General features: G+C 76.0%; 22 protein-coding genes. 13 read left to right on the top strand and 9 right to left on the bottom strand.

Annotation, left to right across the window (positions count from 1 at the left end):
• The first annotated feature begins 71 nt into the window (after positions 1-71).
• Genes QC029_RS03715 through QC029_RS03730 form a run of 4 tightly spaced genes read left to right on the top strand, consistent with a single transcriptional unit; the run spans position 72 to position 3,575 of the window.
• The gene (locus tag QC029_RS03715) at positions 72-572 is read left to right on the top strand and encodes a helix-turn-helix transcriptional regulator (protein WP_279553877.1); all 501 of its coding nucleotides are present in this window, start codon (positions 72-74) and stop codon (positions 570-572) included.
• Positions 569-1,141 carry a hypothetical protein gene (locus QC029_RS03720; protein ID WP_279553878.1) on the top strand — a complete coding sequence of 191 codons (573 nt, stop codon included), beginning with the start codon at positions 569-571 and terminating at the stop codon, positions 1,139-1,141. Before QC029_RS03715 ends, QC029_RS03720 begins: the two co-directional genes overlap by 4 nt.
• On the top strand, positions 1,138-2,379 hold the full coding sequence (locus tag QC029_RS03725) for an MAB_1171c family putative transporter (RefSeq protein ID WP_279553879.1): 1,242 nt from the start codon (positions 1,138-1,140) through the stop codon (positions 2,377-2,379). The genes QC029_RS03720 and QC029_RS03725 overlap by 4 nt, the downstream gene beginning before the upstream one ends.
• Positions 2,376-3,575 carry an NAD(P)/FAD-dependent oxidoreductase gene (locus tag QC029_RS03730; protein WP_279553880.1) on the top strand — a complete coding sequence of 400 codons (1,200 nt, stop codon included), beginning with the start codon at positions 2,376-2,378 and terminating at the stop codon, positions 3,573-3,575. The genes QC029_RS03725 and QC029_RS03730 overlap by 4 nt, the downstream gene beginning before the upstream one ends.
• Positions 3,576-3,649: 74 nt before the next feature.
• Here QC029_RS03730 and QC029_RS03735 read toward each other — a convergent pair whose 3' ends face one another.
• From QC029_RS03735 to QC029_RS03760, 6 genes are all read right to left on the bottom strand, one after another.
• Positions 3,650-4,558: an LLM class flavin-dependent oxidoreductase gene (locus tag QC029_RS03735; RefSeq protein WP_279553881.1), complete on the bottom strand. Its 909-nt coding sequence runs from the start codon at positions 4,556-4,558 to the stop codon at positions 3,650-3,652.
• Between the two features lie 374 nt (positions 4,559-4,932).
• Complete coding sequence (locus QC029_RS03740; RefSeq protein ID WP_279553882.1) at positions 4,933-5,181, bottom strand: WhiB family transcriptional regulator; 249 nt, start codon at positions 5,179-5,181, stop codon at positions 4,933-4,935.
• Positions 5,182-5,676: 495 nt separating this feature from the next.
• Positions 5,677-6,528, bottom strand: a complete 852-nt coding sequence (locus tag QC029_RS03745) for an ABC transporter permease (protein ID WP_279553883.1) — start codon at positions 6,526-6,528, stop codon at positions 5,677-5,679.
• Positions 6,525-7,412, bottom strand: a complete 888-nt coding sequence (locus QC029_RS03750; RefSeq protein ID WP_336621556.1) for an ABC transporter ATP-binding protein — start codon at positions 7,410-7,412, stop codon at positions 6,525-6,527. Before QC029_RS03750 ends, QC029_RS03745 begins: the two co-directional genes overlap by 4 nt.
• Positions 7,413-7,796: 384 nt before the next feature.
• Complete coding sequence (locus tag QC029_RS03755) at positions 7,797-8,936, bottom strand: alpha/beta fold hydrolase (RefSeq protein WP_279553885.1); 1,140 nt, start codon at positions 8,934-8,936, stop codon at positions 7,797-7,799.
• Between the two features lie 206 nt (positions 8,937-9,142).
• Entirely contained in the window at positions 9,143-10,105 is a 963-nt protein-coding gene (locus QC029_RS03760) for an iron-siderophore ABC transporter substrate-binding protein (protein ID WP_279553886.1), read from the bottom strand.
• A gap of 83 nt (positions 10,106-10,188) precedes the next feature.
• Here QC029_RS03760 and QC029_RS03765 point away from each other — a divergent pair, with 83 nt between their 5' ends.
• The 8 genes from QC029_RS03765 to QC029_RS03800 all read left to right on the top strand — a co-directional run bounded on the left by QC029_RS03765 (position 10,189) and on the right by QC029_RS03800 (position 21,149).
• Entirely contained in the window at positions 10,189-11,193 is a 1,005-nt protein-coding gene (locus QC029_RS03765; RefSeq protein ID WP_279553887.1) for an iron ABC transporter permease, read from the top strand.
• A gap of 110 nt (positions 11,194-11,303) precedes the next feature.
• Positions 11,304-12,368 carry an iron ABC transporter permease gene (locus QC029_RS03770; RefSeq protein ID WP_279553888.1) on the top strand — a complete coding sequence of 355 codons (1,065 nt, stop codon included), beginning with the start codon at positions 11,304-11,306 and terminating at the stop codon, positions 12,366-12,368.
• A gap of 89 nt (positions 12,369-12,457) precedes the next feature.
• On the top strand, positions 12,458-13,261 hold the full coding sequence (locus QC029_RS03775) for an ABC transporter ATP-binding protein (RefSeq protein WP_279553966.1): 804 nt from the start codon (positions 12,458-12,460) through the stop codon (positions 13,259-13,261).
• A 64-nt stretch (positions 13,262-13,325) separates the two neighbouring features.
• Positions 13,326-14,240: a carbohydrate kinase family protein gene (locus QC029_RS03780; RefSeq protein ID WP_279553889.1), complete on the top strand. Its 915-nt coding sequence runs from the start codon at positions 13,326-13,328 to the stop codon at positions 14,238-14,240.
• Positions 14,241-14,332: 92 nt separating this feature from the next.
• Positions 14,333-16,216 (top strand): RNA ligase family protein, encoded by a 1,884-nt coding sequence (locus QC029_RS03785; RefSeq protein ID WP_279553890.1) that lies wholly within the window; start codon positions 14,333-14,335, stop codon positions 16,214-16,216.
• On the top strand, positions 16,216-19,233 hold the full coding sequence (locus QC029_RS03790) for a poly(A) polymerase (protein WP_279553891.1): 3,018 nt from the start codon (positions 16,216-16,218) through the stop codon (positions 19,231-19,233). Before QC029_RS03785 ends, QC029_RS03790 begins: the two co-directional genes overlap by 1 nt.
• 156 nt (positions 19,234-19,389) lie before the next feature.
• Positions 19,390-20,055 carry a nicotinamide riboside transporter PnuC gene (gene pnuC, locus QC029_RS03795; protein ID WP_279553893.1) on the top strand — a complete coding sequence of 222 codons (666 nt, stop codon included), beginning with the start codon at positions 19,390-19,392 and terminating at the stop codon, positions 20,053-20,055.
• Positions 20,052-21,149: an AAA family ATPase gene (locus QC029_RS03800; RefSeq protein ID WP_279553894.1), complete on the top strand. Its 1,098-nt coding sequence runs from the start codon at positions 20,052-20,054 to the stop codon at positions 21,147-21,149. Before pnuC ends, QC029_RS03800 begins: the two co-directional genes overlap by 4 nt.
• Positions 21,150-21,188: 39 nt before the next feature.
• Here QC029_RS03800 and QC029_RS03805 read toward each other — a convergent pair whose 3' ends face one another.
• Together QC029_RS03805 and mgrA are read right to left on the bottom strand one after the other, a co-directional pair.
• Complete coding sequence (locus tag QC029_RS03805) at positions 21,189-21,935, bottom strand: ThuA domain-containing protein (protein ID WP_279553896.1); 747 nt, start codon at positions 21,933-21,935, stop codon at positions 21,189-21,191.
• A gap of 72 nt (positions 21,936-22,007) precedes the next feature.
• A complete protein-coding gene (gene mgrA / locus QC029_RS03810) occupies positions 22,008-23,000 on the bottom strand; it encodes an L-glyceraldehyde 3-phosphate reductase (protein WP_279553897.1) in 993 nt (330 codons plus the stop codon).
• A 654-nt stretch (positions 23,001-23,654) separates the two neighbouring features.
• Here mgrA and QC029_RS03815 point away from each other — a divergent pair.
• Entirely contained in the window at positions 23,655-24,818 is a 1,164-nt protein-coding gene (locus QC029_RS03815) for a cellulase family glycosylhydrolase (protein ID WP_279553898.1), read from the top strand.
• A 104-nt stretch (positions 24,819-24,922) separates the two neighbouring features.
• Here the strand turns inward: QC029_RS03815 and QC029_RS03820 are convergent, their stop codons facing one another.
• The gene (locus QC029_RS03820) at positions 24,923-26,161 is read right to left on the bottom strand and encodes a right-handed parallel beta-helix repeat-containing protein (RefSeq protein ID WP_279553899.1); all 1,239 of its coding nucleotides are present in this window, start codon (positions 26,159-26,161) and stop codon (positions 24,923-24,925) included.
• Between the last annotated feature and the right edge of the window lie 383 nt (positions 26,162-26,544).

Here is a 26,544-nt window from a genome sequence, read left to right on the forward strand (position 1 = left end):
GTACAGGGGTCGTTGCCGCCGATCACGGGGAGGCCGCCCCGGTGGATCGCACGTGGTGGAGGTGAGGGTCGGTGCCCGACTCCGGTGGACGGCCGACGCTGGCCGCCAGGCTGGACCGGCTGTTCGACGAGGTGCGCCCGCACGGACCGCGGGGGCGCCGGTACACCAACGAGGAGGTGGCGGCGGCGGTACGGGAGGCCAACCCGGGCATCCGCGTGAGCGGCGCCTACCTCTCGGCGCTGCGCAAGGGCACCAAGCGCAACCCCTCCACCGAGTTGCTGACCGCCCTGGCCCGCTTCTTCGGCGTTCCCGCCTCCTCCTTCCTGGGCGAGGAGGACGCCGCGCCGGGAGCCGTGGAGGGCGAACTGGCCCTGCTGGCGGGCAACCTCGGGGTGCGCAACCTGGCGCTGCGCGCCCTGGAGCTGTCCCCGGAGGGCCTGGCGGCGGCCGCCGAGATCATCGAGCACGTCCTGGAACTGGACGGCCGGCACGGGTCCGGCGCGGCCCCCGCCGCCCCGGAGCCTCGACCGCTGACGACGGACAAGACGGACAGGGGGGACCGTTCTCCGTGAAGGAAAGGGAACTGCGCCGGCGGTGCCGACGGCTGCTCAACGAACTCGACATCCGGCCGCCCCTGGACGTGGCCGAGCTCTGCCGCCGGATGGGGCAGCGCCGCGGCAGGCCCCTGAGGCTGGTGCCCTACCCGATCCCCGTCCCGGGCCCGTTCGGCATGTGGGTCGGCGCTCCGGCGGCCGACTACATCGTCTACCAGCAGGAGACCAGCAGCGCCCACCAGCGCCACATCATCCTGCACGAGCTCGGCCACATGCTGGCCGACCACCGGAGCGACGAGCACGATCCGCGGGACCCCCACGAGGAAGCGCTGCTGACCGAACTGCGCCGCGGCACCGAGCACCTCCCGCCCGGCGAACTCCCCGACCTCGACCTCGACCCGGGCGCGGTACGGCGGGCCCTGCGGCGCACCGCCTACGACAGCGAGCAGGAGCGGGAGGCCGAGACGGTGGCCACGATCATCCTGGAGTGGGCCTCGGTACTGGACCACGTGGCCCCGCGGTCGTCCACCGACGCCGCCGCCGACCGCATCGGCACCTCCCTCGGCGACCGGCTGGGGTGGCTGTGAACCTGCTGCTGACCCTGTACGGCGCGGGCTCGTTCCTGGCCCTGGCCTGGATGGCCTACCGGCTGACGCGGGCGCCGCGCGACGTGCCGCTGTGGGCGGTGACCGGGCTGATCGCCTGCTGGGCCGCGGCCTACCCCTTCGGGCTGGCGGCCGACCGCGACGAGGTGTTCCTGGGCCTGGCGCCCATGACGTCCCGGCTGGTCCAGCACATCCTGGTGCTGGCCGCGGTCAACTGCATGGTGTACTTCTACCTCTTCTCCTCCCTGGAGCCCGCCCGGGCCCGCCGGCGCGCCGGCTGGTACGCGCTGGCGCTGATGGGCGCGGTGGCCGTCCTCATCGCGGCGGTGGCGGCCACCCCCGCCGGGACCCGCACCCGGGACCACACCGTCACCGGCGTGGCGGCGTTCTTCGTGACGGCCGACGTCTACCTCGGCGTCGGCTTCGCCCTGGGGTGGGTGTGGACCCGGCGCTACGCGCGGATGGCCGAGCCCCGGCTGGCGCGCGGGCTGCGGATCACCTCCCTGGGCATGGCGGCGATCGTCGTGGCCAACGCCCTGTTCGTCCCGGCCGTGCTGATGCGCTGGGCCGGTGGCGACAGCGCGCCCGAGTCGCTGGACACCGCCGGCGCCGCGGAGACGACGCTGGGCTGGTTCGGGGCGATGTTCTTCCTGCTGCCGGGCATCGTGCTGATCCTGGTCGGCGTCACCTACCCGGCCGCGGTGATGCGGCTGACGGCGCTGCGGGTGTGGTGGCGGCACCTGCGGGCGTACCGCGGGCTGGGACCGCTGTGGACGGCGCTGCACCGGCAGTTCCCCGAGGACGCGCTGCACCGGGTGCCCGTGCGGCCCTGGCGCGACGCGCTGAGCCTGCGCGGGGTGCACCGCCGCTACTACCGCCGGGCCATCGAGTGCCGGGACGGCCTGGTGCGCGTCAGCCCGTACCTCGCCGCCCTCGGCGGCGACGGGGAGGACGGCGGCGGGAAGGACGGCGGCGGGAGGGGCCGCGACGGCGGCGGCGACGGCGGGAAGGGCGCCCGTGCGGAGGCGGCGTCCCTGGAGGAGCTGGCGCTGCGGCTGCGGGAGGCGCTGCGGGCGCACGCCGCGGGCCGCCCGGTGGCCACCTCGGCGGTGCCCGTGGTCGTGCCGGCCGAGGGCGATCTGGACGCCGACGTGGAGCAGTTGGTGGCGCTGTCCCGGGCGCTGCGGGCGGTCGAGCACGCCGGGCGGGGCGCCGCGTGAGCGGCGCGGCCGGGCGCGTCCTGGTCGCCGGGGGCGGCATCGCCGGTCCGGTGGCGGCGATGGCGCTGCACAGGGCGGGCATGGAGGCGGTGGTGTACGAGGCGTACCCCACCGGCGCCGACGGCGCGGGCGCGTTCCTGTCGGTGTTCGCCAACGGCATGGACGCGCTGCGCGCGATCGGCGCGGACGGCCCGGTACTGGAGTGCTCCTTCCCCACCGAGCGCGTGGAGTTCACCGGCCGCACCGGGCGGCGGCTGGGCGAGGTGCCCATCGGCGGGGACGGCGGCGCGCGGGCCCCGCGCACCCTGCGCCGCTCCGACCTGTACCGGGCGCTGCGCGACGAGGCGGCGCGGCGCGGCATCCCCGTCGTGCACGGCAGGCGGCTCACCGGCGCGAGGACCGCGCCGGGCGGCGGCGTCACGGCCGTGTTCGAGGACGGCACCGAGGCGGAGGGCGATCTGCTGGTCGGCGCCGACGGGATCCACTCCGCCGTCCGCGCCCTCACCGACCCCTCCGCGCGCCGCCCCCGCCCGCTGGGCACGGCCGTCGTGTGCGGCCGGACCCGCCGCTCCCCGGTGACCGTTCCGCCGGGCACCTTCCGGATGGTCTACGGCAGGCGTGCGTTCTTCGCCCACCTCACCGCGCCGGACGGCGAGACCTGGTGGTTCGCCGACGTCCCCCGCGCCGGCACCGGGGAGGACGGCGGTCCCGCGCGGTGGCGGGAGCGCGCGATCGACGCCGTGGCCCGCGACCGCACCCCGGCCGCGGACGTCATCCGGGCCACCGGCGCGGAGGACGTCGTCGTCTTCACCGTCCACGACCTCGGTCCGGCCCCGCTGCCGCGCTGGTCCGCCGGACCGGTGGTCGTCGTGGGCGACGCGGCGCACGCCGCCTCGCCCAACGCCGGGCACGGCGCCTCCATGGCCATGGAGGACGGCGTCCAGCTCGCCCGGTGCCTGCGCGACCTCCCCGACCTGCCCCGGGCCCTGGCGGCGTACGAGGGGCTGCGCCGGGAGCGGGTGACGCGCCTGGTGGAGACGAGCGCGCGGATGAGCCGCCGGGCGGTGCCGGGGCCGGTGGGACGCGTACTGCGCGACCTGGCGCTCCCCCTGCTGCTGCGGCGCGGCCCCCGCAACGGCGCCGACTGGCTGATCGGTCACCACATCGACTGGGACGCGCCGGCCGGGGCCGCCTGACGACCCCGGCCCCTCTCCCGGGGAGGATTCACCGGCACACCGGCCGCGCGGTTCCGCCTCCCCGCCTGCTCCGTTCAGGGCACGAGCGGGCGGACCTCCTCGGCGGCGAAGCGCACAAAGCCCTCGGGGTCGGGCTCGTCGGCGGTGGGCTGGAGGACGACGGTGTCGGCCCCCGCCTCCGCCAGCCGCCGCACCGCTTCCGCGACCGCCGCCGCGTCCCCGGCCACGCCCAGGTCCGGTGCCGGTGTCAGTGTCAGTGTCGATGTCGGTGCAGGGGCCGGGGCGCCACTTCCGCGGCCGAGCTCGGCCGCGAGGCGCTCCCGCGCGTCGGCCCCGGTGGCGGTGTGGAGGTAGACGACCACCTCGTGCCGCCCGGCGCGCCCCACCGCCTCCCGCGCCTCGTCGACGACCCGCCGGGCCCGCCGTACCGCGTCGAGCGAGGCGGCGGCGTCCAGGATCGTCCCGTCGGCGGCCTCGCCGGACAGCCGCAGCGTACGCGGCCCGGTCGCCCCGGCGAGCACGGCGGGCGGCACCGGCGGCGGCCAGTCGAGGGCGACGCCGTCGAGCCGTACGTAACGCCCCTCGGTGGTGACCCGCTCGCCGCGCAGCAGCGCCCGCAGCGCGTCGAGGTACTCGCGCAGCAGCGTCATGGGCGACTCCGCCCGCGCCCCGACCTGCCCCATCCACGCCTGTACGCCGTGGCCGACGCCCAGCGCGAAGCGGCCGGGGAACAGCCGGTGCAGGGTGGCGGCCTCCATCGCCGTCAGCGCGACGTTCCGCAGGGGCACCGGCAGCAGCCCGACCCCGACGCGCAGCCTCTCCGTCCAGGCCAGGGCCGCGGCGGCGGTGGCGATGCCGCTCTCCAGGAAGCAGTCCTCCCAGAGCCACAGCTCCTCCAGGCCCGCCTCCTCCGCCGCGCGGGCCACGTCCCGCAGTCGTTCGGGGGGCAGTTGGGGCCGGAACACCGCGCCGAGAGCAGTCATGCGCCCCTTCCTACCCGTCCGCCGCCGGACGGACAACGGCTTTTCCGGGTGGCGGCGGGAGGCCGCGCCCCGGTCCCGTCCGCGATCCCGTCCACGGCCCCACCTCCGACCCCGTCCACAGTCCCGTCCGCGGCCCGGGCGCGATCACGGCGCGGACCCGCGTCGCCGGACCGGTCCGCAGCCTGGACGGACCGGTCCGGCGCGGCGCGTGCGCCCCGCGTCCGCAGCCCCACTGCGGACGCCGCCGACGGCGACGGCTGCCGCACCGCCCGGCGCGGTGCCCGACGCGCCCCCACACGCGTCGGACACCGCGCCGCCCCTCCCCCGTCCCCCCGCTCTCCCCGTCCGTCCCCCCGCCCGGCTCCGCTCGGCCGTCAGGCGCTGCGCCTGAGTCTGCGCCGCTCCTCCTCCGACAGCCCGCCCCACACCCCGTAGCGCTCGTCGTTGGTGAGGGCGTACTCCAGACACTCGATGCGCCCCTCGCACGACTGACAGATCTTCTTGGCGTCCACGGGTGTCCTGCCCGGTTCCGGGAAGAAGGGCTCGGAGCCGATCTGCGCGCACAGCGCGCGCTCCCACCATCCGGGCAACTGCCTGACCGGACCGGAGTAATCGATTGCCATGCGGCCACCCTGCCGAGTGCCGATCAACGAACCATCAACGTCCGATCAACGCGCGATGACCGGCCCCCGCACATCCCACCCTCCCACCTCCCCCGGACGCACGCCTCGGGGTTCGCCCGCCGGGCGTGTCCACGCACCGACGCGCGCGGAGCGAGACCGGTTCCGCACGGGACGCATGACGCACAGGCCGCAGCAGCGGCGGGGCCCCGCCGGCCACGGCGCCCCGCCGAACGCGCCGAACGCGGCGAGCGCCCGGCCGAGCGCCCCCTCACCCGGGTCGCCGCCCGGCTGCCGAAGCCCTTCCGGGACACGGCACGCCCCGCCCGTCTGCCGTGGTGCGCAGGAGCGAGCCCACCGGTCGGTGGTCCCCTTCCATCCCGGCGGCGACGGACCGGAGTTCGGGAAAGCGCCCGGCCGGAGCCGCTTCGGTTCCCCGCCCGACCAGGAGTGGGTCCCGACCGTCCGGCTCCGCCGGGCCGCATGCCCGGCGCATCGCTAACCGACCCGCTGCATCGCCTTCCGGTGCCGCTCCGCCATCGCGGCCCCGGACTCGCGGCGGGCCATCCTGCGCAGAACGGGCGGTGCGAGGAGCAGCCCGGCGACCGCCCAGGCGCCCAGGACGCCCACCGTCTCCAGGTGCCGCCAGGATTCGCCGATCTCGGCGGCGACCGCGTCGGCCGGCAGCAGCGCGGCCCGGAGACCGAGGCCGAGCCAGTACACGGGGAAGACCTGCCCGACGATCTGCAGCCACTCGGGCAGCTTCGACAGAGGGAAGTAGATCCCGGAGACCACGACGAGCCCCATCACCGGAAGCATCATCAGCCCGACGGTGCGGGGGCTGGTGACGAGTGAGCCGACGACAGCGCCCATCGGCAGGGTCGCCAGGAGACCCAGCGGCACCACCCACACCAGCGTCAGCAGCGTTCCTCCGCCCCGCTGCGCGACCCCGTCGACCAGGAACACACCGGCGGCGAAGGGGAGCGCCATGGAGACGAGGGCCATACCCGACACCATGACGACCTTGCCGACCAGATGGCCGACCATGCCGTGGGGCACGGCCTTGGCCCGCAGCAGCGTGCCGTCCTCGCGCTCGGTCGCGAGCAGCTGCGCCGTGGTCATCATCCCGGTGAACGCGAGGGTCATCCCCAGCATGCTCGGCAGCATGAACGCCCCCGCCGAGATGCCCGCGCCCTCCAGCCGATCGTCCCCGGCCAGGAACAGCGGCACGATGAGCAGGACCGTCCAGAGCACGTACCCGAACACGTCCTGGCCGCTGGTGAAGGTCTGCCTGAGCTCCGTCCAGCCGCGCCGCAGCCCCGTCCTCGCCGCGTACCACACCGGACTCATCGCGTCCCCTTCCCGAAGACGTCTGCCGCCCGCTCGCCGGGGGCGCCCTCCGCCTCCAGCTCTCGCACCATCGTCAGGTACGTGTCCTCCAGGCTCGCCCGGCGCACCTCCAGCCCGCCGACCGCGTCGCCGTGCTCCTCGAACAGCCGGCGGACGAACCGGGTGGGCTCGGCCGTCGCCTGCTCGAAGGGCCGTCCGTCCAGCGTCCAGCGCACGGTGGCCTCGGCCGACGCCTGCCGGGACAGCTCCGCGGCCGGGCCGTCGGCCACGATCCGGCCGCCGGCCAGGATGAGGATCCGGTCGGCGAGCTTCTCCGCCTCGGCGAGGTCGTGCGTGGTCATCAGAACGGTGGTGTCCTCGTTCGCGAGCCCGCGCACCAGGCCGTGGAACTCGTTCCTGGCCTCCGGGTCCAGACCGGCCGTCGGCTCGTCCAGGAACAGGAGCTCGGGCCTGCCCACGATGCCGACGGCCACGTCGAGACGCCTGCGCTGCCCGCCCGACAGGGTTCCGACCCGCTTGTGCGCCTGCTCGGTCAGCCCCACGGCGGCGATGAGCTCGTCGACGTCCCACGGCCGTCGCACGAGGGCGGTGGAGTACGGCGCGTAGTAGGCGCCCAGGTGGGCCAGCAGCTCCCGTACCCGCCACTTGCCGTGGTCGCGCCAGGACTGCAACACGATGCCCAGGCGCGCACGCCACCGTTCGTCCCCGTGAGCCGGATCGGCGCCGAGGACGGTCACGTCGCCGGCCGAGCGCATCCGGAAGCCTTCCAGGACCTCGATCGTGGTCGTCTTGCCCGCGCCGTTCGGACCGAGCAGCACGACGACTTCGCCCCGCCGGGCTGTGAAGCCCACTCCCTTCAGCACGTCCTGGCTGCGGTAGCGCATCCGCAGCTCCCGCACGTCGATGACCGTGTCGCTCCCCGGCGGCGGGCCGCCTCCGGTTCCGGGTATGGCGTGGTCGGCCGTCATCGGTGTTCCCCCGTCCGTCTCGTGCTCCGCCCTCCGGGGGCAGGGGCCGGAGGCTGTGCCGATGTCCGTGGTCATGGGACGACGCGTCCACGGCTGTCGCCGCCGTCGCCGCCCGGCAGCAGCCGCCCGGGCCCTCCCCGGACGGGCACACTACCGAACGACTGCCGGTGCGCCTCGGCGAGCGGGGGGTCGAGGAAGTCCTCCCGGCCGACGCGTACGCCTCCGCCCGGAGCGGGCCGGGCGCCACCGGCACCGCTGTGGCGCGGGGCACGGGGTGCGGCGGCCCCGGCACGGCACGGCCTACCCCTCCCGTCCCCGCCCCGTCCACCGGTCCAGCCAGGCGAAGGCGTCGTCCTGCATCCCGGGGGTGAAGACGTGCCCGAGGCCGGGGCGGACCTCCGTGTGCAGCCGCTCCCCCGCGTCCTGCGAGTGCCAGACCGCGCGCAGCTTGCGGTACGCCGTCTCCACTCCGGCGGCGGTGAACAGCGGGTCGTCCGCGCCGTCGGTGAAGTGGAGGGGCTTGGGGGCGGCGATGCTCGCCACGTCGGGGATGTCCAGGTGGCGCGGGAGGCCGGGGTGGAGCATGAAGTAGGCGGACTGGCCCCGCAGGGTGTTGTCGCCCGGCGCCATCATCTCCTTCAGCCCCGTCATCCAGCAGGCGGCCACCGCCGCGCGGACGTGGTCGGAGAGGGCGGCCACCTGCCAGGCCCGGTAGGCGCCCATGGAGAAGCCCAGCGCCGCGACCCGTTCCCCGTCCACGTCGGGGAGGGAGGCGAGGAAGGCGGCGGCGCGCTGGTCCTCGCGGGCCATGAGGCCGGCCGGTGAGGAGCCGAGGTTGAACAGGTTGCTCGCCAGGGCCTGCTGGCCCTCGTACGTCAGTCCGGAGCGATCGCCCCAGCCCGGGGCGTCGACGGCGAGTACGGCCCAGCCGCGGCGGGCGAGTTCGTCGCCGACGAAGCGTCCGCCGAAGTGCCGGTCCGCCCAGGCGCTCGCCGAGGACAGCCGCGTCCCGTCGTACCAGGGCCGTACGAGCTTCTCCTTGCCGATGTCGAACCGCGAGCCGTGGTCGTGCAGCAGGAGCACCGCCGGGTGCGGGCCCTTCCCCTCCGGCAGCAGCATCAGCGCGCGCACCCGGCTGAAGCGCGTCACGTTGAACAGGACGATTCGGCGGCGGTAGCCCTCGGCCCGCCGCTCGTCGGTGGTCTCGGGGGCGAACGGGGTGTGGTCGGGCGGCTGGAGGAGGTGCTCCTCGACCGTGGCGCGGGCGGTGCGGCGCCAGGTGCGGAAGTCCCGGATCGGGGAGGCGCCCCAGGCGAGGGGGAAGGTCAGCTCGTCCTTGAGGCGCTCGTGGAAGACCGGGAGGCCGCCGTCCACGACGGCCGGGGACTCGAAGCCGGAAGGGACCGGGGCGGTGCGGTCCCGCCCCCCGGTGTGCGTCATGCGCGTGCCCCCCCGGCCGTGGCCCCGTCGTGGGGTGAGACGAGTCGACGCGGAACCTAGCGGGCGGACGCCCGTGCGGGCAAGGGGCCCCGCCGGTCCGGGGATCGCCCGGACCGGCGGTCGCAGCCCGACGGTCGCAGTCCGGCGGCCACCGGTGGGGAGGGCTCGGGGACGGGCGTCCGGACGGCGCGGCGGCGCGGCCGGGCTCACCCGCCGTACGCGGCCTCGATGTCGTCGACGACCTTCTCCATCGCGAACGGTCCGGCGCTGCTGCTCCACACCTGGCCGTCGACGCCGCTGACCGCACCGTTCTCCACCGCCTTCAGCCGGGTGAAGGCCTTCTGCTCCTTCGCGGCCTCCAGGGCCTTCTCGCCCTCGGCGTTGAGGGTGGCGACGAAGACGCGGTCGGCGTCGATCTCGCCGAGGTTCTCCAGGGAGAGCGGGTCGGAGTGGGGGCTCTTGAGCTCCTGCGCGATCGGCATGACGGTGGCGCCCGCCTCCTTCAGCAGGGAGCTGGGCATGTTGGCGGCGTTCATCGCCATGGGGCCGGCGGGCATCCAGCGGACCACCACGGCCGTGCCCGGGTCCTTCCCGCCCGCGGCGCCGGCCGCGCGGTCCAGCAGGGCGCCGATCCTCTCGTCGAACGCCTCCTTCTCGCCCAGGGCCTCGGCGTAGGTCTCCGCCGGCCGCTTCCAGTCCCCGCTCTCCGGGACGACGGTGGGCGCCACGGCCTTGAGGGCCTCGTACTGGGACTTCTCCATCCTCGGCGAGGCGAGGATCAGGTCGGGGCCGGCCTTGAGGATCGCCTCGATGTTCGGCTCGTTCACGGTGGCGACCAGCGGGACGGACGCCGCCTTCTCCCCCAGGTAGCCGGGGGCGGCGTCCGCGCCGCGGGCGCTGCTCGTGCCGACCGGTTCGACGCCGAGGTACAGGGCGGTGTCCAGGGAGGTGTCACCGAGAGCGACGACGCGCCGGGGCTCGGCCGGAACCTCCACCACACCGAAGGCGGTCTCCACCGAGCGGGTGGACCGCGCCCCGTCGTCCGCCCCGCCGCCCGCGCCGTCGTCGCCCGATGCGGAACCGCCGCAGGCGCTCACCGCCATGAGCAGCGCGGATGCCGCGAAAGCCGGGACGAAACGGCCGGTTCTGGGCAGGGGGAAGCTGGGCATGACGCGCCTCCTGGACGGGGTTGGTGCCAGCGGATGAGCTTAGGCTAACCTAACTCATGTATCGACCATCGAGAAGGTGCCATGTGACGCTCCGTTATGTTCTGCTGCGCGGCCTGCTGCCGGTGGCCGGCGTACTGCTGGCCGTCGCGGTGGCCAGCCTGCTCGTAGGAGCCGGCGACGTCGGGCCCGCCCGGGCCGCCGCCGTGCTCCTCGGAGGCGGTGACGGCGACGCGGACGCCCGCTTCACCGTGCTGGAACTGCGGCTGCCGCGCACCGCCGTGGCGGTCGCCGTCGGCGCCGCGCTCGGCGTCGCCGGTGCCGTGCTCCAGGCCACCGCCCGCAATCCGCTGGCCGAACCCGGGCTGCTCGGGGTGAGCGCCGGGGCGTCCTTCGCCGTGGTCCTGGCGATCGTGCTCGGGGCGAGCGCCACGACCGTGGGCCCGTACGCCGCCGTGCTCGGCGCGGCGGCCGGCTGCCTGCTGGCCCTGGGGGCCGCCCGGCTGCGCGGCGCGGGCGACGACCCGGTCCGGCTGGTCCTGGCCGGCGCGGCGTTCAGCGGGATGGTGGGCGCGGCCTCCTCCGTACTGCTGCTGGTCGATCAGCGGGCCGCGGACGAGATCCGGTTCTGGACGGTGGGGTCGGTCGTCGGGCGCGGCACCGGCGACCTGCTGGCCGTCCTGCCCGTCCTGCTCGTCGGCCTGGCCGTGGCCGCCGCGGTGGGTCCCGCCCTGTCCGCGCTCGCCCTCGGGGACGACGTGGCCACCGGGCTCGGCCACCGCCCGCGCCGGGTGCGCGCGGCGGCCGTCGCCTCCGTCGCCCTGCTGGTCGGCGGGGCCACCGCGGTCGCCGGTCCGGTCGCCTTCGTCGGCCTGGTGGTGCCCTTCGCGGCCCGGGCGCTGGTCGGGCCGGACCTGAGGCGGCTGCTGGGGGTGTCGGTGCTGCTGGGCCCGGCCGTGGTCCTGCTCGCCGACGTCGTCTCGCGGCTGGTGGTCCGTCCGTACGAGATGCCGCTGGGCGTGATGACCGCGCTGTTCGGCGCGCCGGTCCTGGTCGCCGTCGTCCGATCGTCGAGGTTGCCGGCACTGTGAAGCTCCCGTCGAAGATTTCACCGAGGACCTCGCCGAAGACCCGGCCGAAGACCCCGGCCGGGGCGCTCGTCCCTCCGCAGCGGGAGCCGCGGGAGCCGCAGGGGCCGTCCGTGGCCGCCGTGCCGTCCGTGCCCGCCGCGCCGCCGGGCACGTTCCGCCTGGGCGCGGGCGGCCTCTCCGTCCTCGTGCCCCGCCGGCCGCTGCTCGCCGGCGCCGTGCTCGCGGCGGTCCTGGTCGCGGTGGGCGCGGTGTGCCTGTCCGCCGGGGAGGTCGCCGTGGCCCCACTGGACGCCCTGCGCGCGGCGGTGCTGGGGGAGGGAAGCCCGCGCGACCTGCTGGTCGTCGAGCGGCTGCGCATGCCCCGGGTCGAGGCCGGGATCGCGGTCGGCGCGGCCCTGGGGGCGGCCGGCTGCCTGATGCAGACGCTCTCGGGGAACCGGCTGGCCACCCCGGACACCGTGGGCCTGAACAACGGCGCGACCGCGTTCGCCGTCGCCGGGATCGTCGCCGTCCCCACGAGCCTGCTGCCGTCGGCGACGGCCCTCACCGGCGCGGCCACGGCCGCCGTGCTCACCCTCGCGCTCAGCGGCGGGGCCGGACGGCACGGCTACCGGTTCCTGGTCGTGGGGATGGGCGTGGGCGCGGTCTTCGGCGCGGTGACGAACCTGATCCTGTCCCGGGCGGAGATCGACGCGGCCAACGCCGCGTTCGCCTGGACCGTCGGCACCCTCAACGGCCGCTCGCAGACGGCGGTGACGGTGCTGGAGGCCGGGCTGCTGCTCTGCCTGCCGCTCGCGGTGGTCCTGGGCCGCCGTCTGGGCGTGCTCCGCTTCTCCGACGCGGTCGCCACCTCCCTGGGCGTGCGGGTGCGGTCCCTGCGCGCGGCGGTGCTGCTCACCTCCGTCGTCTGCGCGGGGCTGGCCGTGGCCGTCGCCGGGCCGCTGGGCATGATCGCCCTGGCCGCGCCCGAGGCGGCCCGGCGGCTGACCGGGCCCGGCCCCGTGCCCGTCCTGACGTCCGCGCTGGCCGGTGCCGTCCTCACGCTGCTGGCCGACCTGGTCGGCCGGACCGCGATGGCGCCGCTGGAGATCCCCGTGGGCCTGGTCACCGCCGTCGTCGGGGGCCCGTACCTGCTGTGGCTGCTGCTCACCACCCGCACGAGGAGAGTCCCGTGAACGCCGCGACACCCGCGACCGGCACCGCCGGCCCCGCCCCCGAGACCGCCCCCGAGACCGCGGACGGAGCCGCGGCCGGGGCCCACCGCCTGGAGGCCCGTTCCCTCACCCTCGCCCACGGACGCACGCCCGTCGTGCGGGAACTGGACGCCGAGCTGCCGCCGCAGCGGGTCACCGCGATCGTCGGCCCCAACGGCTGCGGCAAGTCGACGCTGCTCAGCGGGCTCGCGCGGCTCCTCGCGCCGCGCGGGGGCTCGGTGCTGCTGGACGGCCGGGAACTCGCCTCCGTCCCCACCCGGGAGGTGGCCCGCGTCATCGGCCTGCTGCCGCAGTCGGCCACGGCGCCGGACGGGCTGACGGTGCGCGACCTGGTGCGCTACGGCCGCCGCCCCCACCAGGGGCTGCTGCGCCAGTGGTCGCGTGCGGACGCCGAGGCGGTGGAGGCGGCGCTGGACGCGGCGGACCTGCGGGAGCTGGCGGACCGTCCGCTGGAGACGCTCTCCGGGGGCCAGCGGCAGCGCGCCTGGATCGCGATGGCGGTGGCGCAGGACACCGCCGTGCTCATGCTGGACGAGCCGACCTCCGCCCTGGACATCGGCCACCAGCTCGAGGTGCTGGAGATGGTCCGCTCCCTGGCCGCGCGGGGGCGCACGGTGGTGCTCGTCCTCCACGACCTGACCACCGCCTGCCGGTACGCCGACCACCTGCTGGCGATGCTGGACGGGCGGATCGTCGCGCGGGGCGCCCCGGCGGAGATCATGACGCCCGCCCTGGTGCGCACCCTGTACGGCGTGGAGAGCACCATCCTCACCGACCCCGTCCACGGCACCCCGGTGGTGTGCCCCACGGGCCTGGCGGCGGGTCCCGTGCCGGCGGGGCCCGCGGCGTCCTGACCCACCGCGGCGGGGCGGGCCGGGACCCATACTGGGGGGACGGCGGAGACGGGGAGGCGCGGCGGTGGCGGAACGGCACACGGAGTACGACGTCCTGGTGGTCGGGGGCAGCGGGGTGGACACCGTCGTCCGCGTCGACGCCCTGCCCGTCCCCCTCGCCGACTCCGTCCCCGTCGGCCCGATCGAGGAGCACCCCGGCCACACCGGCGGCTACGTGGCCCTCGGCGCCCGGGCGCTCGGCCTGCGCGTCGCGCTCCTGGACTTCGTCGGCGACGACCCGGCCGGCGCCCTGGTGCGCGAGCGGATGGCCGAGGGGGGCGTGGAGTTCCTCCCCCTGGTCTCCCCCGCCGGCACCCGCCGCGCGGTGAACCTGGTCGACGCCGCCGGCCGCCGGATGTCCTTCTACGACGGCCGCGACCCGGCCGGCCTGCGGATGCCGCGGGACTTCCACCTCCCCCACCTGCGGCGCGCCCGCCACGTCCACCTGTGCATCTCGCACTTCGCGCGCTTCCTCTACGACGACGTCGAGGCCCTCGGCGTCCCCGTCTCCACCGATCTGCACGACTGGGACGGACTGGCCGACCACCACCGGGAGTTCGCCCTCCGCTCCGACCTCGTCTTCCTCAGCGCGGCGGGCGCGGGCGAGGGCACGCCCGACCTGATGCGGCGGATCATGCGCGAGGGCCGGGCGGAGGCGGTGGTCGCCACGGCGGGCGCGGAGGGCTCCTACGTCCTCGTCCGGAACGGCGGTCCGGTCCCCCACCACGTCCCGGCGGCCGTCCCGCCCGCGCCGGTGGTGGACTCCAACGGCGCGGGCGACGCGTTCGCCTGCGGCTTCCTGTACGGCAGGCTCGCCGGGAGGGACGTACTGGAGTGCGCCCGTCTGGGCGCGGTGGCGGGCGCCCACGCCTGCACGGCGCCGGGGTCGGCCGCGCTCGCCGACGAGGAGGCGCTCCTGGCGGCGGAGCGGGGCCGCTGACCCGGTCGCGGCCGGCGGTTATTCGATGGATCGGCGCGCGCCGCGCTCCCTACAGTGACCCGCGTCCCCGACAGCGCGGCCAGGAGCGGAAGATGCGTGTGCCCTACCCCCGTACGCCGCATCTGCCGTGGTCGCCCGGGGCGTCGTCCGACGACGTGCGCGTCGCGGACCCGGCGGGGCTGCGGGGCGCGGAGGTGGTGGTCACCGAGAAGCTCGACGGGGAGAACACCACCCTCTACCGCGACGGGTTGCACGCCCGCTCGCCGGACTCCGCCCACCACCCCTCACGCGCCTGGGTGAAGGCGCTCCAGGGGCGGATCGGTCCCGCGATACCGCCGGGCTGGCGGGTGTGCGGGGAGAACCTGTACGCGCGCCACTCGATCGCCTACGAGGAGCTGGAGGGCTTCTTCCACGGCTTCTCGGTCTGGGACGACGGCGACCGCTGCCTGGACTGGGACCGCACCGTCCGCTTCCTGCGGCGCCTGGGGATACCGGTGCCGCGCGTGCTGTGGCGGGGCGTCTTCGACGAGCGGGCGCTGCGCGCCCTGCGCCCGGAGACCGCACGGCAGGAGGGGTACGTCGTACGGACCGCCGAGGGGTTCGCGCGCGGGGAGTTCGGACTGCGCGTGGCCAAGTGGGTGCGCCCCGGGCACGTGCGGACGGGCACGCACTGGATGTACGCCCCCGTCGTGGAGAACCGGCTGGGCCCGGCCGCCGCGCTGTGGGCCGTGCGGTCCGGGGCGGCGCCCGACGCGTCCGCCCTGGCGGCGGCGGTGGGCGCGGAGCCGGAGGACGGCGAGCAGGTCGTGAAGACCGGGCAGACCGAGCAGACCGGGAAGGCCGGGAAGGCCGGGAAGGCCGGGAAGGCCGGGAAGACCGGGCAGGCCGGGAAGAACGGGCAGGCCGGGAAGAACGAGCAGGCCGAGCAGACCGCGGCGGTCGTGGCCGGGGCCGCCGAGCGCCTCGACGAGCTGGGGCGGACCGGTGACGCCCGGCTGGCCGGCGTACTGGCCGCGCTGCTGCGCGACAGGCCGCGGGCGTCGACGGCCGCCCGCCTCGCCGCGCCGCTGGGCATGCCGCTGGCCCGGCGTGTGGCCGACCTCGTCGGACTCCACCCCCGCCTGCACCGCCCCCACCCCGACGAGGAGCGGCGGACCGGGCTGGTGCGCATGGCGTACGCCGCCGACCTGGGCGTGCTGCACGCGCTCGCCGCCGCGGTCCTCACCGGGCGCGGGGACGCGGAGGCGGCCGGGGCGCGCGAGCAGGTGGAGTGGTCCGCGCTCCACGCCGAGGCCGCCGGGCTGCTGGGCGAGGCGCCGCTCGCCGGTCTGCGGGCGGGGCTGCGCGAGGCCCTGGCCGGCCTGGACGCCGACGCCGCCGACCGGTGCTGGGCCGAGGCGCGGGAGTCGTACGCCCTCGGCCGCGTCGCCGACGTGCGGGGGGCCGTGGCGGCGAGCTGGCGGTGGCGGTCCGGGGCGTTCCCCCGGCTGGTCCAGCTGACCGGGCCGTCGGGCAGCGGCAAGAGCACCTTCGCCGAGCGCCTCGCGGGCGCCGACGCGTACGTCTGCCTCGACGTCCTGCGCCGGGAGCGGGGCTCCCGGCCCGGCCGGCGGGACGACGGGGAGGTCCTGCGCGACGGGCTGGACCGGCTCGACGCGGCCCTCGCCGGCGGCGGGACGGTGGTGTGGGACGCCACCTCCCTCACCCCGCACCAGCGCTCCGGGGTGCACGCGGTCGCGCGCCGCCGGGACGCGCTGGTCACGCACGCGGTCCTCCTCGTCGGCGAGGAGGAGCTGGAGCGGCGCAACGCGGTGCGCGCGCATCCGGTGCCGCTGCGGGTGCTCACCGCCCAGCTGCGCCGTTTCGCCCCGCCGTACCCGGGTGAGGCGCACCGCACGTGGTACGCCGGGGCGGACGGGGCGGTGGCGGACGCCGACGGCGTGCTGGCCCCGGCGCCCGGCGGAGAGGAGTGGTGATGCGCACCAGCGAGGAGGTCTACCACCAGGTCCGCTGGGACCCGCGCCTGGACCCGGCCCGCTTCGTGCTGGGGATCCGCCGGCGCGGCGCCGCGCCCAAGCGCATGCCGCTGACCGCCTTCACCCCCGGCGGCGACATCCCCTGGCACCGCGTCCTGTTCGTGGAGGCGGACGGCGAGGTGGTCTGGGACCGCGCCACGGGCGTGGACCGCGTCGGCACGTCCGCCGCCGGGCGCGTACGGGACCCGCGCCTGCTGCGGGCGCCGTTCTTCACCTCCCGCACGCCCCACGTCTGGGACCCGGCCGCCGGCTGGCGTCCCGCGGCCGGCGGCCGGGGGAGGCCCGCGGACGCTTCCCGGACGGGGGACGTCCGGGTCCTGACCTGGAACACCCTGTGGGACCGCTACGACAGCGACCTCATCGACACCGCCCGCCGCCGCCCCCTGCTGCTGGCGGCGCTGGAGGAGGCGGACGCCGACGTCATCGCGCTCCAGGAGGCCGAGGCCGGGCTGCTGGCCATGCTGCTGGACGCCCCCTGGGTGCGCGCCGGGTACACCCTGGGCACCGACCCGCGCGGGCGGGACGTCGACGACACCGGTCTGCTGCTGCTCAGCCGGCTGCCGGTGCGGGAGGCGGCGGTGCACGCCCTCAGCCCGCACAAGGCCGTCGCCGCCGTCACCGTGGAGACCGCCGCCGGCCCGCTCGTGGTCGCCGCCACCCACCTCACCAGCGACCACTCCCCCGACGGCCCGGCCCGCCGGAGCGCCGAACTCGCGCGGCTCGCCGAGGGGCTGGCCGGGGTGGGGGGAGGTCCGGACGGCGCCGCCGGGCTGGTCCTGGTGGGGGACTTCAACGACGGCGCGGACGGCGAGGCCGGCCCGGCCGCCGCGCTCGGCCTGCGGGACGCCTGGACGGAGGTCCACGGGCCGCACGACCGCACCCCCACCTTCGACCCCGGCGCCAACCCGCTGGCCGCCGTCTCCTCGCTCACCGGCCGGGCCTCCCGCCTGGACCGGATCCTGCTGCGCGGCGACGGCCCGCGCGTGACCGAGGCGGTGCTGCTCGGCGCCGCGCCCGCCGGGCAGGGGCTGTACGTCTCGGACCACTACGGCGTGGCGGCGCGGCTGCGGCTGGGCGGCGAGGGCGGCGAAGGCGCGGAGGGAGACAGGGGCGGGGACAGGGACAGGGGTGGTGACGGGGACGGGTCCGCCGTCCTCGACGCCGCGCCGACGGCCCGTACGGCGCTGGCGTGGACACCGCCCGGGGAACTGTGGCCGGTGCTCCAGGGGATCCGCCGGGAGCACGACCCGCAGATCCACCGCTGGCCGCCGCACGTCAACGTGCTCTTCGGCTTCGTGCCGGAGTCGGACTTCGAGCGGGCCGCGCCGCTGCTGGCCGCCGCGGTGGCCCGGACGGCTCCGTTCGTCGTGCGGCTGGAGGGGGTGCACACCTTCGGGCACCGCGAGGACGCCACCGTCTGGCTCGATCCGGCGGCCGGCGGCGAGGAGCCGTGGGCCGCGCTGCGGCGCGCGCTGGAGGAGCGGTTCCCGCGCTGCCGGGGGCACCGGAGGGGCTTCACCCCGCATCTGACGCTGGGCCGGACGGCGGACCCGCAGCGGGTCGCCGCCGAGTGCGAGGCCCGGCTGGAGGGCGTCCGGGGCGTCCCGGCGCGGGTCGGGGAGCTGGTGCTGCTCTCGCGCCGGGGCCGCGAGCCGATGCGGGCGCGGGCCTCGGTCGCGCTGGGGACGGGCGAGGTGCGCTGGCTCCCGGAGTCCGGGCCCGGCGGGGCCGACGGGTCCGGCGGGGCCGACGGGTCCGGCGGGGCCGACGGGTCCGGCGGGACCGACGAGCCTGCCGCCGAGTCCCCCGCCCGGAGCGCGCGGGCGCGGGAGACCGCGTGGCGCGTCGCCGGGGCGCTGGGCGAGGGCGCCGTGCACGTCGCCGGGTCGCGGCGCATGGGCTGCGCCGGGGCCGGGGCCGACCTGGACCTGGTGGCCGCGCTGCCGGGCCCGGCGGAGTCCCTCGACACGGCCGGGATCCGGGCCCGGGTGGCGGCGGCGCTGCCGGAGGCCGTCCGGGTGCGGCAGGTGACCGGGGCCAGGGTGCCGGGGCTGCGCCTGGCCGTCGGCGACCTGGAGGTCGATCTGGCCCTGGTCGCCACCGGGCCGCTCGACCCGGCCGATGCGGTGGAGCGCCGCGCGGAGCTGGGCGGGGCGGCGGCGGTCGCGCTGGGCGCGGTCGGCGACGCCGACGCCGTACGCGCCGCCGTACGGACCCCGGACGGCGACCGCCACGCCGCCTTCGCCCGGCTGGCCCGGCGGGTGAAGGCGTGGGCGAGGGCGCGCGGCCTGGACTCGGCGCCGTTCGGCGGGCTGCCCGGCCTGGCCTGGGCCGTTCTGGCGGCGGTGACGGTGCGCGAGGCCGGGGAGCTGTCCGACACCGATCTGCTGCGGCACTTCTACGGCACCTGGGCCGCCTGGGACTGGCGGGAGCCGGTGGGCCTGGCACAGGCGCCACCGGTCCCCCGCGCGGCGGTGACGGTCCTGACCCCGGCCGAGCCGGTCCGCTCCTGCACCGCGCAGGTCGGCCCCGGCGGCCGCGACCTGCTGGTCCGGGAGCTCTACCGGGCGTGGGAGGTCCTGGAGCCGGCGGCGGACGGCGGCGTCGTCCCCTGGTCCGAACTGCTCCGCCCGCCGCCCCTGCACCGCCGCCACGCGGCATGGGCCGTGGTGACGGTGGCGCCGCCCGGGGACGGGGATTTCGAGGAGGTCCTGGGCGCCGTCCGGGGCCGGATGCGGGCGCTGCTCACCGCCTTCGAGGAGGCCGGGGCGGCGGACGCACACGCCTGGCCCCGCCCCTTCGAGACCGGCCCGGCACTGGCGCGGTACGCGATCGGCCTGGGCCGCACCCCGCCGGACGCGGCCCGGGTCGCGGAGATCGCCGGGCGGTGGCGCGGGGGGCTGCCCGGCGTCGGGGTCGAGGCGGTGGAGTGCGGCGCGGTGCCGACCCTGCGCTGAGCGTCGTCCGGGGCGGGCCGCCCGTCACAGGCGTGCCCGCGGAGGGGCGCGCGCCCGTACGCCCCGTCCCCGCGCCCGTCCCGGCCGCCGGCAACCCGCTTGCCATCGGTGCACGGCCTCCCTTATCGTCAATCTGACATTTAAGGAGGTCGCCGCGTGGACACCGTCGCGGACCTGCTCGCCCCCCTCCAGCAGCCCCTCTTCACCCTGCTGGGCAGCCCCGTCAGCTGGGTGGAGGTGCTCGGCTTCGGCAGCGGGGCGCTGTGCGTGTGGCTCGTCGCCCGCCAGCACATCGCCAACTGGCCGATCGGCATCGCCAACAACCTGTTCTTCATCCTCCTGTTCGCCGGCGCCGGGCTGTACGCGGACGCCGGGCTCCAGGCCGTCTACATCGCGCTGGCCCTCTACGGCTGGTGGTCCTGGGTGGCCGGCGGCCCGGAGTCCGCCTCCGGCCGGCTGCCCGTCAGCCGCACCGGCGCGCGCACCTGGTGGGTCCTGGTCCCCGCCACCGCGGCCGTCACCGTCGCGCTGACCGTGCTGCTGGACCGGGCCACCGACTCCACCGTGCCCTTCTGGGACGCCCTCACCACCGCGTTGTCGCTGGCCGCCACCTACGGGCAGTGCCGCAAGAAGGTGGAGTCCTGGTACCTGTGGATCGCCGCCGACGTGGTCTACGTCCCCCTGTACGCCCACAAGGAGCTGTACCTGACCTCGCTGCTCTACGTCGGCTTCATGGCCCTGTGCGTGACCGGGCTGCTCGGCTGGCGGCGCGAGCTGACGGGGCGCACGGACCGGGTGCCCCCGCTGGAGGCCGTGGCGTGAGCGGGCGCGAGAAGGAGTTCGGGCACGGGCTGGTGCTGGGCAAGTTCTATCCGCCGCACGCCGGCCACCACCACCTGGTCCGCACCGCCGCCGCGCGCTGCCGCCGGCTCACCGTACTGGTGTGCGCCTCCTCGGCGGAGTCCGTGCCGCTGGCCGACCGGGTGGCGTGGATGCGCGAGGAGCATCCCGAGGAGGGGATAGACGTCGTCGGCACGGTGGACGACGTCCCCGTCGACTACTCCGACCCCGCCGTCTGGGACGCCCACATGGCGGTCTTCCGCGCCGCCGTGCCCGATCCCGTCGACGCCGTCTTCACCTCCGAGGCGTACGGCCGCGAGCTCGGCCGCCGCTTCGGCGCGGCGGCGGTCACCGTCGACCCCGACCGCGCCGCGCATCCGGTCTCCGGCACCGCCGTGCGCGAGGACCCCGTCGGCTGCTGGTCCCACCTGGCCGCCCCCGTACGCGCGGCCCTGGCCCGCCGGGTCGTCGTGCTGGGCGCGGAGTCCACCGGCACCACCACCCTCTCCCGCGCCCTGGCCGGGCACTACCGCTCCCGCGGCGGGGTGTGGGCCGAGACGGGCTGGGTGCCCGAGTACGGGCGGCGGTACAGCGGGGAGAAGTACGCGCGGCTGCTGGCGGAGCGGCCCGGCGCCCCCTTCGGCGAGGCCGTCTGGGAGCCGGAGGAGTTCGAACTGATCGCCGAGCGCCAGCTCGCCGAGGAGGACGCCGCCGCGCGGGCCGGCTCCCCCGTCCTGTTCTGCGACACCGACGCCCTGGCCACCACGGTCTGGCACGAGCGCTACACGGGCCGCCGCAGCCCCCGGGTGGAGGCCGTCGCCGCCCGCGGCCGCCACCATCTGTGGCTGCTCACCGACCACACCGGCGTGCCCTTCGAGGACGACGGCCTGCGCGACGGGGAGCACCTGCGCGCCTGGATGACCGGCCGCTTCCGCACCGAACTGGCCCGCCGCGGCCTGCCCCACCTGGTGCTGACCGGCTCCCGCGAGGAGCGCCTGCGCACGGCGGTGACCGCCGTCGACGAACTCCTCGCCCGCGGCTGGCACTTCGCCGACCCGCTCCCGGAACGCGGCTGACCGCCCGCGGCCCCGCAGAGGGCCGGCCCGCCCCGACCGTCACCGCTCGTACCATCCCCTCTCGCGCGGCCGCGACGTCCAGGGCGGCGCCGGGGCGGGGGCGGGGCTCCCGGCCGTCCGGGCCGCCCCGGCCGCCCAGAAGGCCGCGTTGGCCAGCACGGTGCGGACGTCCTCCCGGCGGTAGACGGGGTACTCCTCGTGGCCGGGGCTGAAGTAGAGGACCCGGCCGAGCCCGCGCCGCCAGGCGATTCCGCTGCGGAAGACCTCCCCGCCCGCGAAGGAGGAGAGGAAGACCAGCTCGTCGGGGGCGGGCACGTCGAACGGCTCGGCGTACATCTCCTGTTCGGGGATGACCATCGGCTGCGGCACCCCGGCGGCGACGGGGTGCGTGACGTCGACGGTCCACACCACCTCGCGGTCGCCGTGGCGCCAGCCGGAGATCCGGCCGCTGGTGCCCATGAGGGAGCGGAAGACCGCGGACTCCGCGCTGGAGTGGAGGGCGACCAGTCCCATGCCCTCCAGCACCCGGGCGCGCACCCGCGCCACGATTCCGCCGTCCACCTCGTCGTGCCGGTTGTGGCCCCACCAGAACAGCACGTCGGTCTCGTCCAGCACCGTGCCGCCGAGCCCGTGGTCCTCCTCGTCCATCGTGGCCGTGCGCACGCGCAGGTCCGCGTGGGGGGCGAGCCCGCCGGCGATGGCGCCGTGCATCCCCTCGGGGTAGACCGCGGACACCGCCGCGTCGTCCGGCCCGCACTCGGTCCAGACCGTCACCGAGATGGTCATGCCGTGCTCCTCTCCCGGTCTCCCCGGGCCCCGGACAGCCTCCGGAGCCCGGGTCCCCCCGGGGAGCCCGGCCTAACGGGCGAGGACCTTCTCGATCTCGGCGAGCTCGCCGTCGGTGAAGTCGAGGTTGCCGACGGCCGCGACGTTGTCCTCCAGCTGCCTGACGCTGCTGGCGCCGATGAGCGCGGAGGTCACGCGCCCGCCGCGCAGGATCCAGGCGATGGCCGTCTGCGCCAGGGTCTGGCCGCGCCGCCGCGCGATCTCGTTGAGGGCGCGGACGGTGGCGAGGGTCTCCTCGGTGATGCCCTCGGCGGTCAGGAACGGGCTGGCGCCCGCGGCCCGCGAGCCGGCCGGGATGCCGTCGAGGTAGCGGTCGGTGAGCAGGCCCTGGGCCAGCGGGGAGAAGGCGATCGAGCCGGCGCCCACCTCGTCGAGGGCGTCGAGCAGGCCGTCCTCCACCCAGCGGTTGAACATCGAGTACGAGGGCTGGTGGATCAGCAGCGGGGTGCCGAGGCCGGCCAGGATGCGGGCGGCCTCGCGGGTCTGCTCGGGGTTGTAGTTGGAGATGCCGACGTAGAGCGCCTTGCCCTGCCGGACGGCGGTGTCCAGCGCCCCCATCGTCTCCTCCAGGGGCGTGTCGGGGTCGGGGCGGTGGGAGTAGAAGACGTCGACGTACTCCAGGCCCATGCGGCTCAGGCTCTGGTCGAGGCTGGCCAGCATGTACTTGCGGGAGCCCCACTCGCCGTAGGGGCCGTTCCACATGTGGTAGCCGGCCTTGGTGGAGATGATGATCTCGTCCCGGTGGGGGCGGAGGTCCTGGGCGAACAGGCGGCCGAAGTTGGTCTCGGCGGCGCCGGGCGGCGGGCCGTAGTTGTTGGCCAGGTCGAAGTGGGTGACGCCCAGGTCGAAGGCGCGGCGCAGGATCGCGCGCTGCGTCTCCAGCGGCTTGTCGTCCCCGAAGTTGTGCCACAGGCCCAGCGAGATCGCCGGCAGTTTCAGCCCGCTCCGTCCGACGCGGCGGTAGGGCATGGCGTCGTAGCGCGCGTCCGCGGCGATGTAGGTCATGGCGCTCCTCAACGGGGGGACAACTGGGCATGGGGCGGGGCCGGCGGCCCGGCGTCCGCAACGTTATACCCCGCCCCGGCCGCTCCCGCCGACCGCGCCCTCCCGTGATCGGCGCGGACGGGCACCGGCGGGGGCGGGGCCGGGGGCCGGCCGGACGCGTTCCGCGGCGCCCGCCGCCTCCCGGACGGGGCTCCGGGTCCGTGCCCTCGCGGGGGCACGGACCCGCATCCGCCCACCGCGGGCCGAATCCCCCTCTTCCGCGCGGCCTCCGGTGACGGAGGGCGAAACACGGGTGACGCGCCTATTGACATGGCGGGAACAATCGGGGCCTCATATGGGGGCGGCGCTCAGCGTCTCCGCCGAGTCGCGGAGGGGCGTCACCACCGAACGGCGAGGCGGTCGACGCGGTGTCCGGGCGGTACGTCCGAATACGGTCTGACAACGTTGTCAAACGTAAGACAACGTTGTCTGCTCGATCGCCCCGCCCTGCCGGGAGACCCCCGGCGGGATGCCGTGCCCCACGGCCGTCCGGAGCCCGTCGACCGCCGCCTCCCGGAACCGCCCACCCCCTGACCCGCGGCCCACCGGCCCGGGCGCCCCGGGGACCCGACCCCCATGGGGTCCCCGGGGCAGGCACCCGTTGAGGAGAGAGACATGGAGAAACGTCCCGGAAGGAAGCTCCCGGCGGTCGTCACCGCGGCGCTCGCCGGTCTGGCAGGCCTGGCCGGCCTGCTGCTGCCGGTGTTCGGCCCGGCGGACGAGGCCGAGGCCGCCACCGGCATCCGCGTCGGCAACGGCCGGGTGTACGAGGCGAACGGCAACGAGTTCGTGATGCGCGGCGTCAACCACGCCCACGCCTGGTACCCGAACCGGACCGGCTCCCTCGCCCACATCAAGGCCAAGGGCGCCAACACCGTCCGGGTGGTGCTCGCCAACGGCGACAGGTGGACCCGGACCAGCGCCTCCGAGGTCTCCTCGATCATCGCCCAGTGCAAGCAGAACCGGCTGATCTGCGTGCTGGAGGTGCACGACACCACCGGCTACGGCGAGGACGGCGCCGCCACCACGCTCTCCCGGGCGGCCGACTACTGGATCGGCATCAAGAGCGCGCTGGTGGGCCAGGAGAACCACGTCGTCGTCAACATCGGCAACGAGCCGTTCGGCAACAGCGGTTACGAGCGCTGGACGGCCGACACCAGCGCGGCCGTCCAGAAGCTGCGCAACGCCGGCTTCGACCACGCGCTGATGGTCGACGCCCCCAACTGGGGCCAGGACTGGTCGAACACCATGCGGAACAACGCCTCGACGGTGTTCAACTCCGACCCCAGGCGCAACACGATCTTCTCCGTCCACATGTACGGGGTCTACAACACCGCTTCCAAGGTCCAGTCCTACCTGAACCACTTCGTCGCCAACCGCCTGCCGATCGTGGTGGGCGAGTTCGGCCACAACCACAGCGACGGCGACCCGGACGAGAACGCGATCATGTCGACCGCGCAGTCGCTGCGGGTGGGCTACCTGGGCTGGTCCTGGAGCGGCAACGGCGGCGGCGTCGAGTACCTGGACATGGTCAACGGCTTCGACCCGGGCTCGCTGACCGGTTGGGGGCAGCGCATCTTCAACGGCGCCAACGGCATCTCCTCCACCTCCCGGGAGGCCACCGTCTACGGTGGCGGCTCCGGCGGCGGCTCCGGCGGCACCGCGCCGAACGGCTACCCGTACTGCACGGGCGGCAGCGCCTCCGACCCCGACGGCGACGGCTGGGGCTGGGAGAGCAACCGGTCCTGCGTCGTGCGCGGCGGCGCGGCCGACGGCTGAGGCCGACGGCCGACGGTCCGCGCACCGGTGGCACCCGCGGCGTCCTCCCGCCCCGGAGCGGGGCGGGAGGACGCCGCGCGGCTCTCACCGCACGCCCGGCACCCTCAGCAGGTGCTCCTGCTGGTGTTGTTCAGGGTGAGGTTGCGGTAGGTGATGTTCGTGCCGCAGGGGCTCTCCCTGAGCGAGGTGTTGCTCAGCGTCAGGTTCTGCAGGGTGATGTCCCGGTTGCCCGGGAACTCGCTGCGGGCGGCCAGCCTGACCTCCCCGCCGCCGCTGATCGTGCCGCTCTGGCCGGCGACGGTCACGTTGTAGCAGTTCTCGATCAGGATGGCGTTGCCGCCGGTGTTGGTCAGCGTCACCCGGTCGATGACGGCGCCGCCGCTCTCGGACACGCAGAACACCCCGCGTCCGCCGCCGCGGGCGATGACCTCGCCGACGCGGATGTTGGTCGGGTAGCTGCTGCCCACACGGCCGTTGCGGTTGGCCATCCGGAACGCCGCGTAGCCGGTGCCGGTGCCGGTGTTGTCCGCGTCGACCTTCGCGACGGTGGCGTTGATCGTGTCGTTGAGCAGCAGTCCGGCGTAGCCGACGTTGCGGGCGGTGACCGTTCCGATCGTCAGCCCGTCCACGCCGTAGGTCTCCACGCCGTGGTTGCCGGTGCCCGAGACGTAGACGTTGTCGATGCGGATGTTGCGCGAGCGCACCGAGCGGTCGCCGTGGTTGTCGATCCGGATGCCGAGGCCGCTGGAGACCCGTATGTCGATCTGGCCCAGCACCACGTTGCTGACGTTGCGCATGAAGACGCCGTACAGCGGGGTGCCGGTGAGCTTCAGGTGCCCGACCTCGACGTTGGAGGCGCCGCGGGAGTAGATCGGCGCCTGGTCCCCGGATCCGGAACCGGTGACGTTGATGGTGCCGCAGACGTCGATCGCGGTGTTGCTGGGCAGCGACACCCGGGTCCCGGCGCTGATCGAGCCCGAACCCCGCACCACCACGCGCTCCTTGGAGGAGCGGTTCGGGGTGAGGCTGTTGACCGCGGCCTGCATCGCGTCGCGCATGCTGCCGCCGGTGTAGACGGTGCTGCCGCCCCGGCGCGCGGTCCACGTGCTCCCGCTCTGCACCGCCTCCGCCTGGTACGAGCCCTCACCGCAGGCGGCCATGGCGGCGGCCGGCGCGGCCTGGGCCGCCCGGGCGGCGGACCGCCGCGGCTGCTCGGCCTCCGCCCGGGGCTCGGCCGCTCCGGCCGTGGCCGCCACCGCCGCCAGCATGGCCGCCGCCAGCGCACCGGCCGTGACGGCGGCGATTCTGCGCTTCCCGACGGGCCTCGCGGTTCCGCTTCCCATCGTCGACTCCCTTCGTGGGGGGACGCCCACCGCACACGGCACGGGGCCGCTCGCGCCGGCCGGGCGGCATCGTTCCGCCGCGGTCACCCCACCGGAAAACGGCACGGGGCCGCACTGGGGCGGTGAGGGGGGTGCGAGAAAAGTGCAGTAAGCGCTTTCTTGGAGGCGCCAGTATTGCAACGTTTCATTCGAGGGGTCAAGAGCCGGTGCCGCGCCCGGGGAAACGCGTCGCGTCCGATTTCCCGCACGTACCACGATCGGGCCGCGCCGACGTCCATTGCCTCTCTCACCTGCGCTTTTCCCGATGCCTTTCCGGCGCCCGGCCCCGTTCCCGTATTTTCGGAGCACCCGCACCGAATAGCGGGCGGTTGCGAATGCAGCGA

The sequence above is a fragment of the Streptomyces sp. DH37 genome (genome assembly GCF_029813835.1).
Lineage (GTDB): Bacteria > Actinomycetota > Actinomycetes > Streptomycetales > Streptomycetaceae > Streptomyces.

What these genes read in the sequence shown, in the direction of transcription:
- mgrA (WP_279553897.1), bottom strand. Translation starts at nt 23,000, where the DNA reads ATGACCTACATCGCCGCGGACGCGCGCTACGACGCCATGCCCTACCGC.
- QC029_RS03745 (WP_279553883.1), bottom strand. Translation starts at nt 6,528, where the DNA reads ATGAGTCCGGTGTGGTACGCGGCGAGGACGGGGCTGCGGCGCGGCTGG.
- QC029_RS03760 (WP_279553886.1), bottom strand. Translation starts at nt 10,105, where the DNA reads ATGCCCAGCTTCCCCCTGCCCAGAACCGGCCGTTTCGTCCCGGCTTTC.
- QC029_RS03750 (WP_336621556.1), bottom strand. Translation starts at nt 7,412, where the DNA reads ATGCGCTACCGCAGCCAGGACGTGCTGAAGGGAGTGGGCTTCACAGCC.
- QC029_RS03815 (WP_279553898.1), top strand. Translation starts at nt 23,655, where the DNA reads ATGGAGAAACGTCCCGGAAGGAAGCTCCCGGCGGTCGTCACCGCGGCG.
- QC029_RS03755 (WP_279553885.1), bottom strand. Translation starts at nt 8,936, where the DNA reads ATGACGCACACCGGGGGGCGGGACCGCACCGCCCCGGTCCCTTCCGGC.
- QC029_RS03805 (WP_279553896.1), bottom strand. Translation starts at nt 21,935, where the DNA reads ATGACCATCTCGGTGACGGTCTGGACCGAGTGCGGGCCGGACGACGCG.
- QC029_RS03785 (WP_279553890.1), top strand. Translation starts at nt 14,333, where the DNA reads ATGCGTGTGCCCTACCCCCGTACGCCGCATCTGCCGTGGTCGCCCGGG.
- QC029_RS03740 (WP_279553882.1), bottom strand. Translation starts at nt 5,181, where the DNA reads ATGGCAATCGATTACTCCGGTCCGGTCAGGCAGTTGCCCGGATGGTGG.
- QC029_RS03820 (WP_279553899.1), bottom strand. Translation starts at nt 26,161, where the DNA reads ATGGGAAGCGGAACCGCGAGGCCCGTCGGGAAGCGCAGAATCGCCGCC.
- QC029_RS03735 (WP_279553881.1), bottom strand. Translation starts at nt 4,558, where the DNA reads ATGACTGCTCTCGGCGCGGTGTTCCGGCCCCAACTGCCCCCCGAACGA.
- QC029_RS03790 (WP_279553891.1), top strand. Translation starts at nt 16,216, where the DNA reads ATGCGCACCAGCGAGGAGGTCTACCACCAGGTCCGCTGGGACCCGCGC.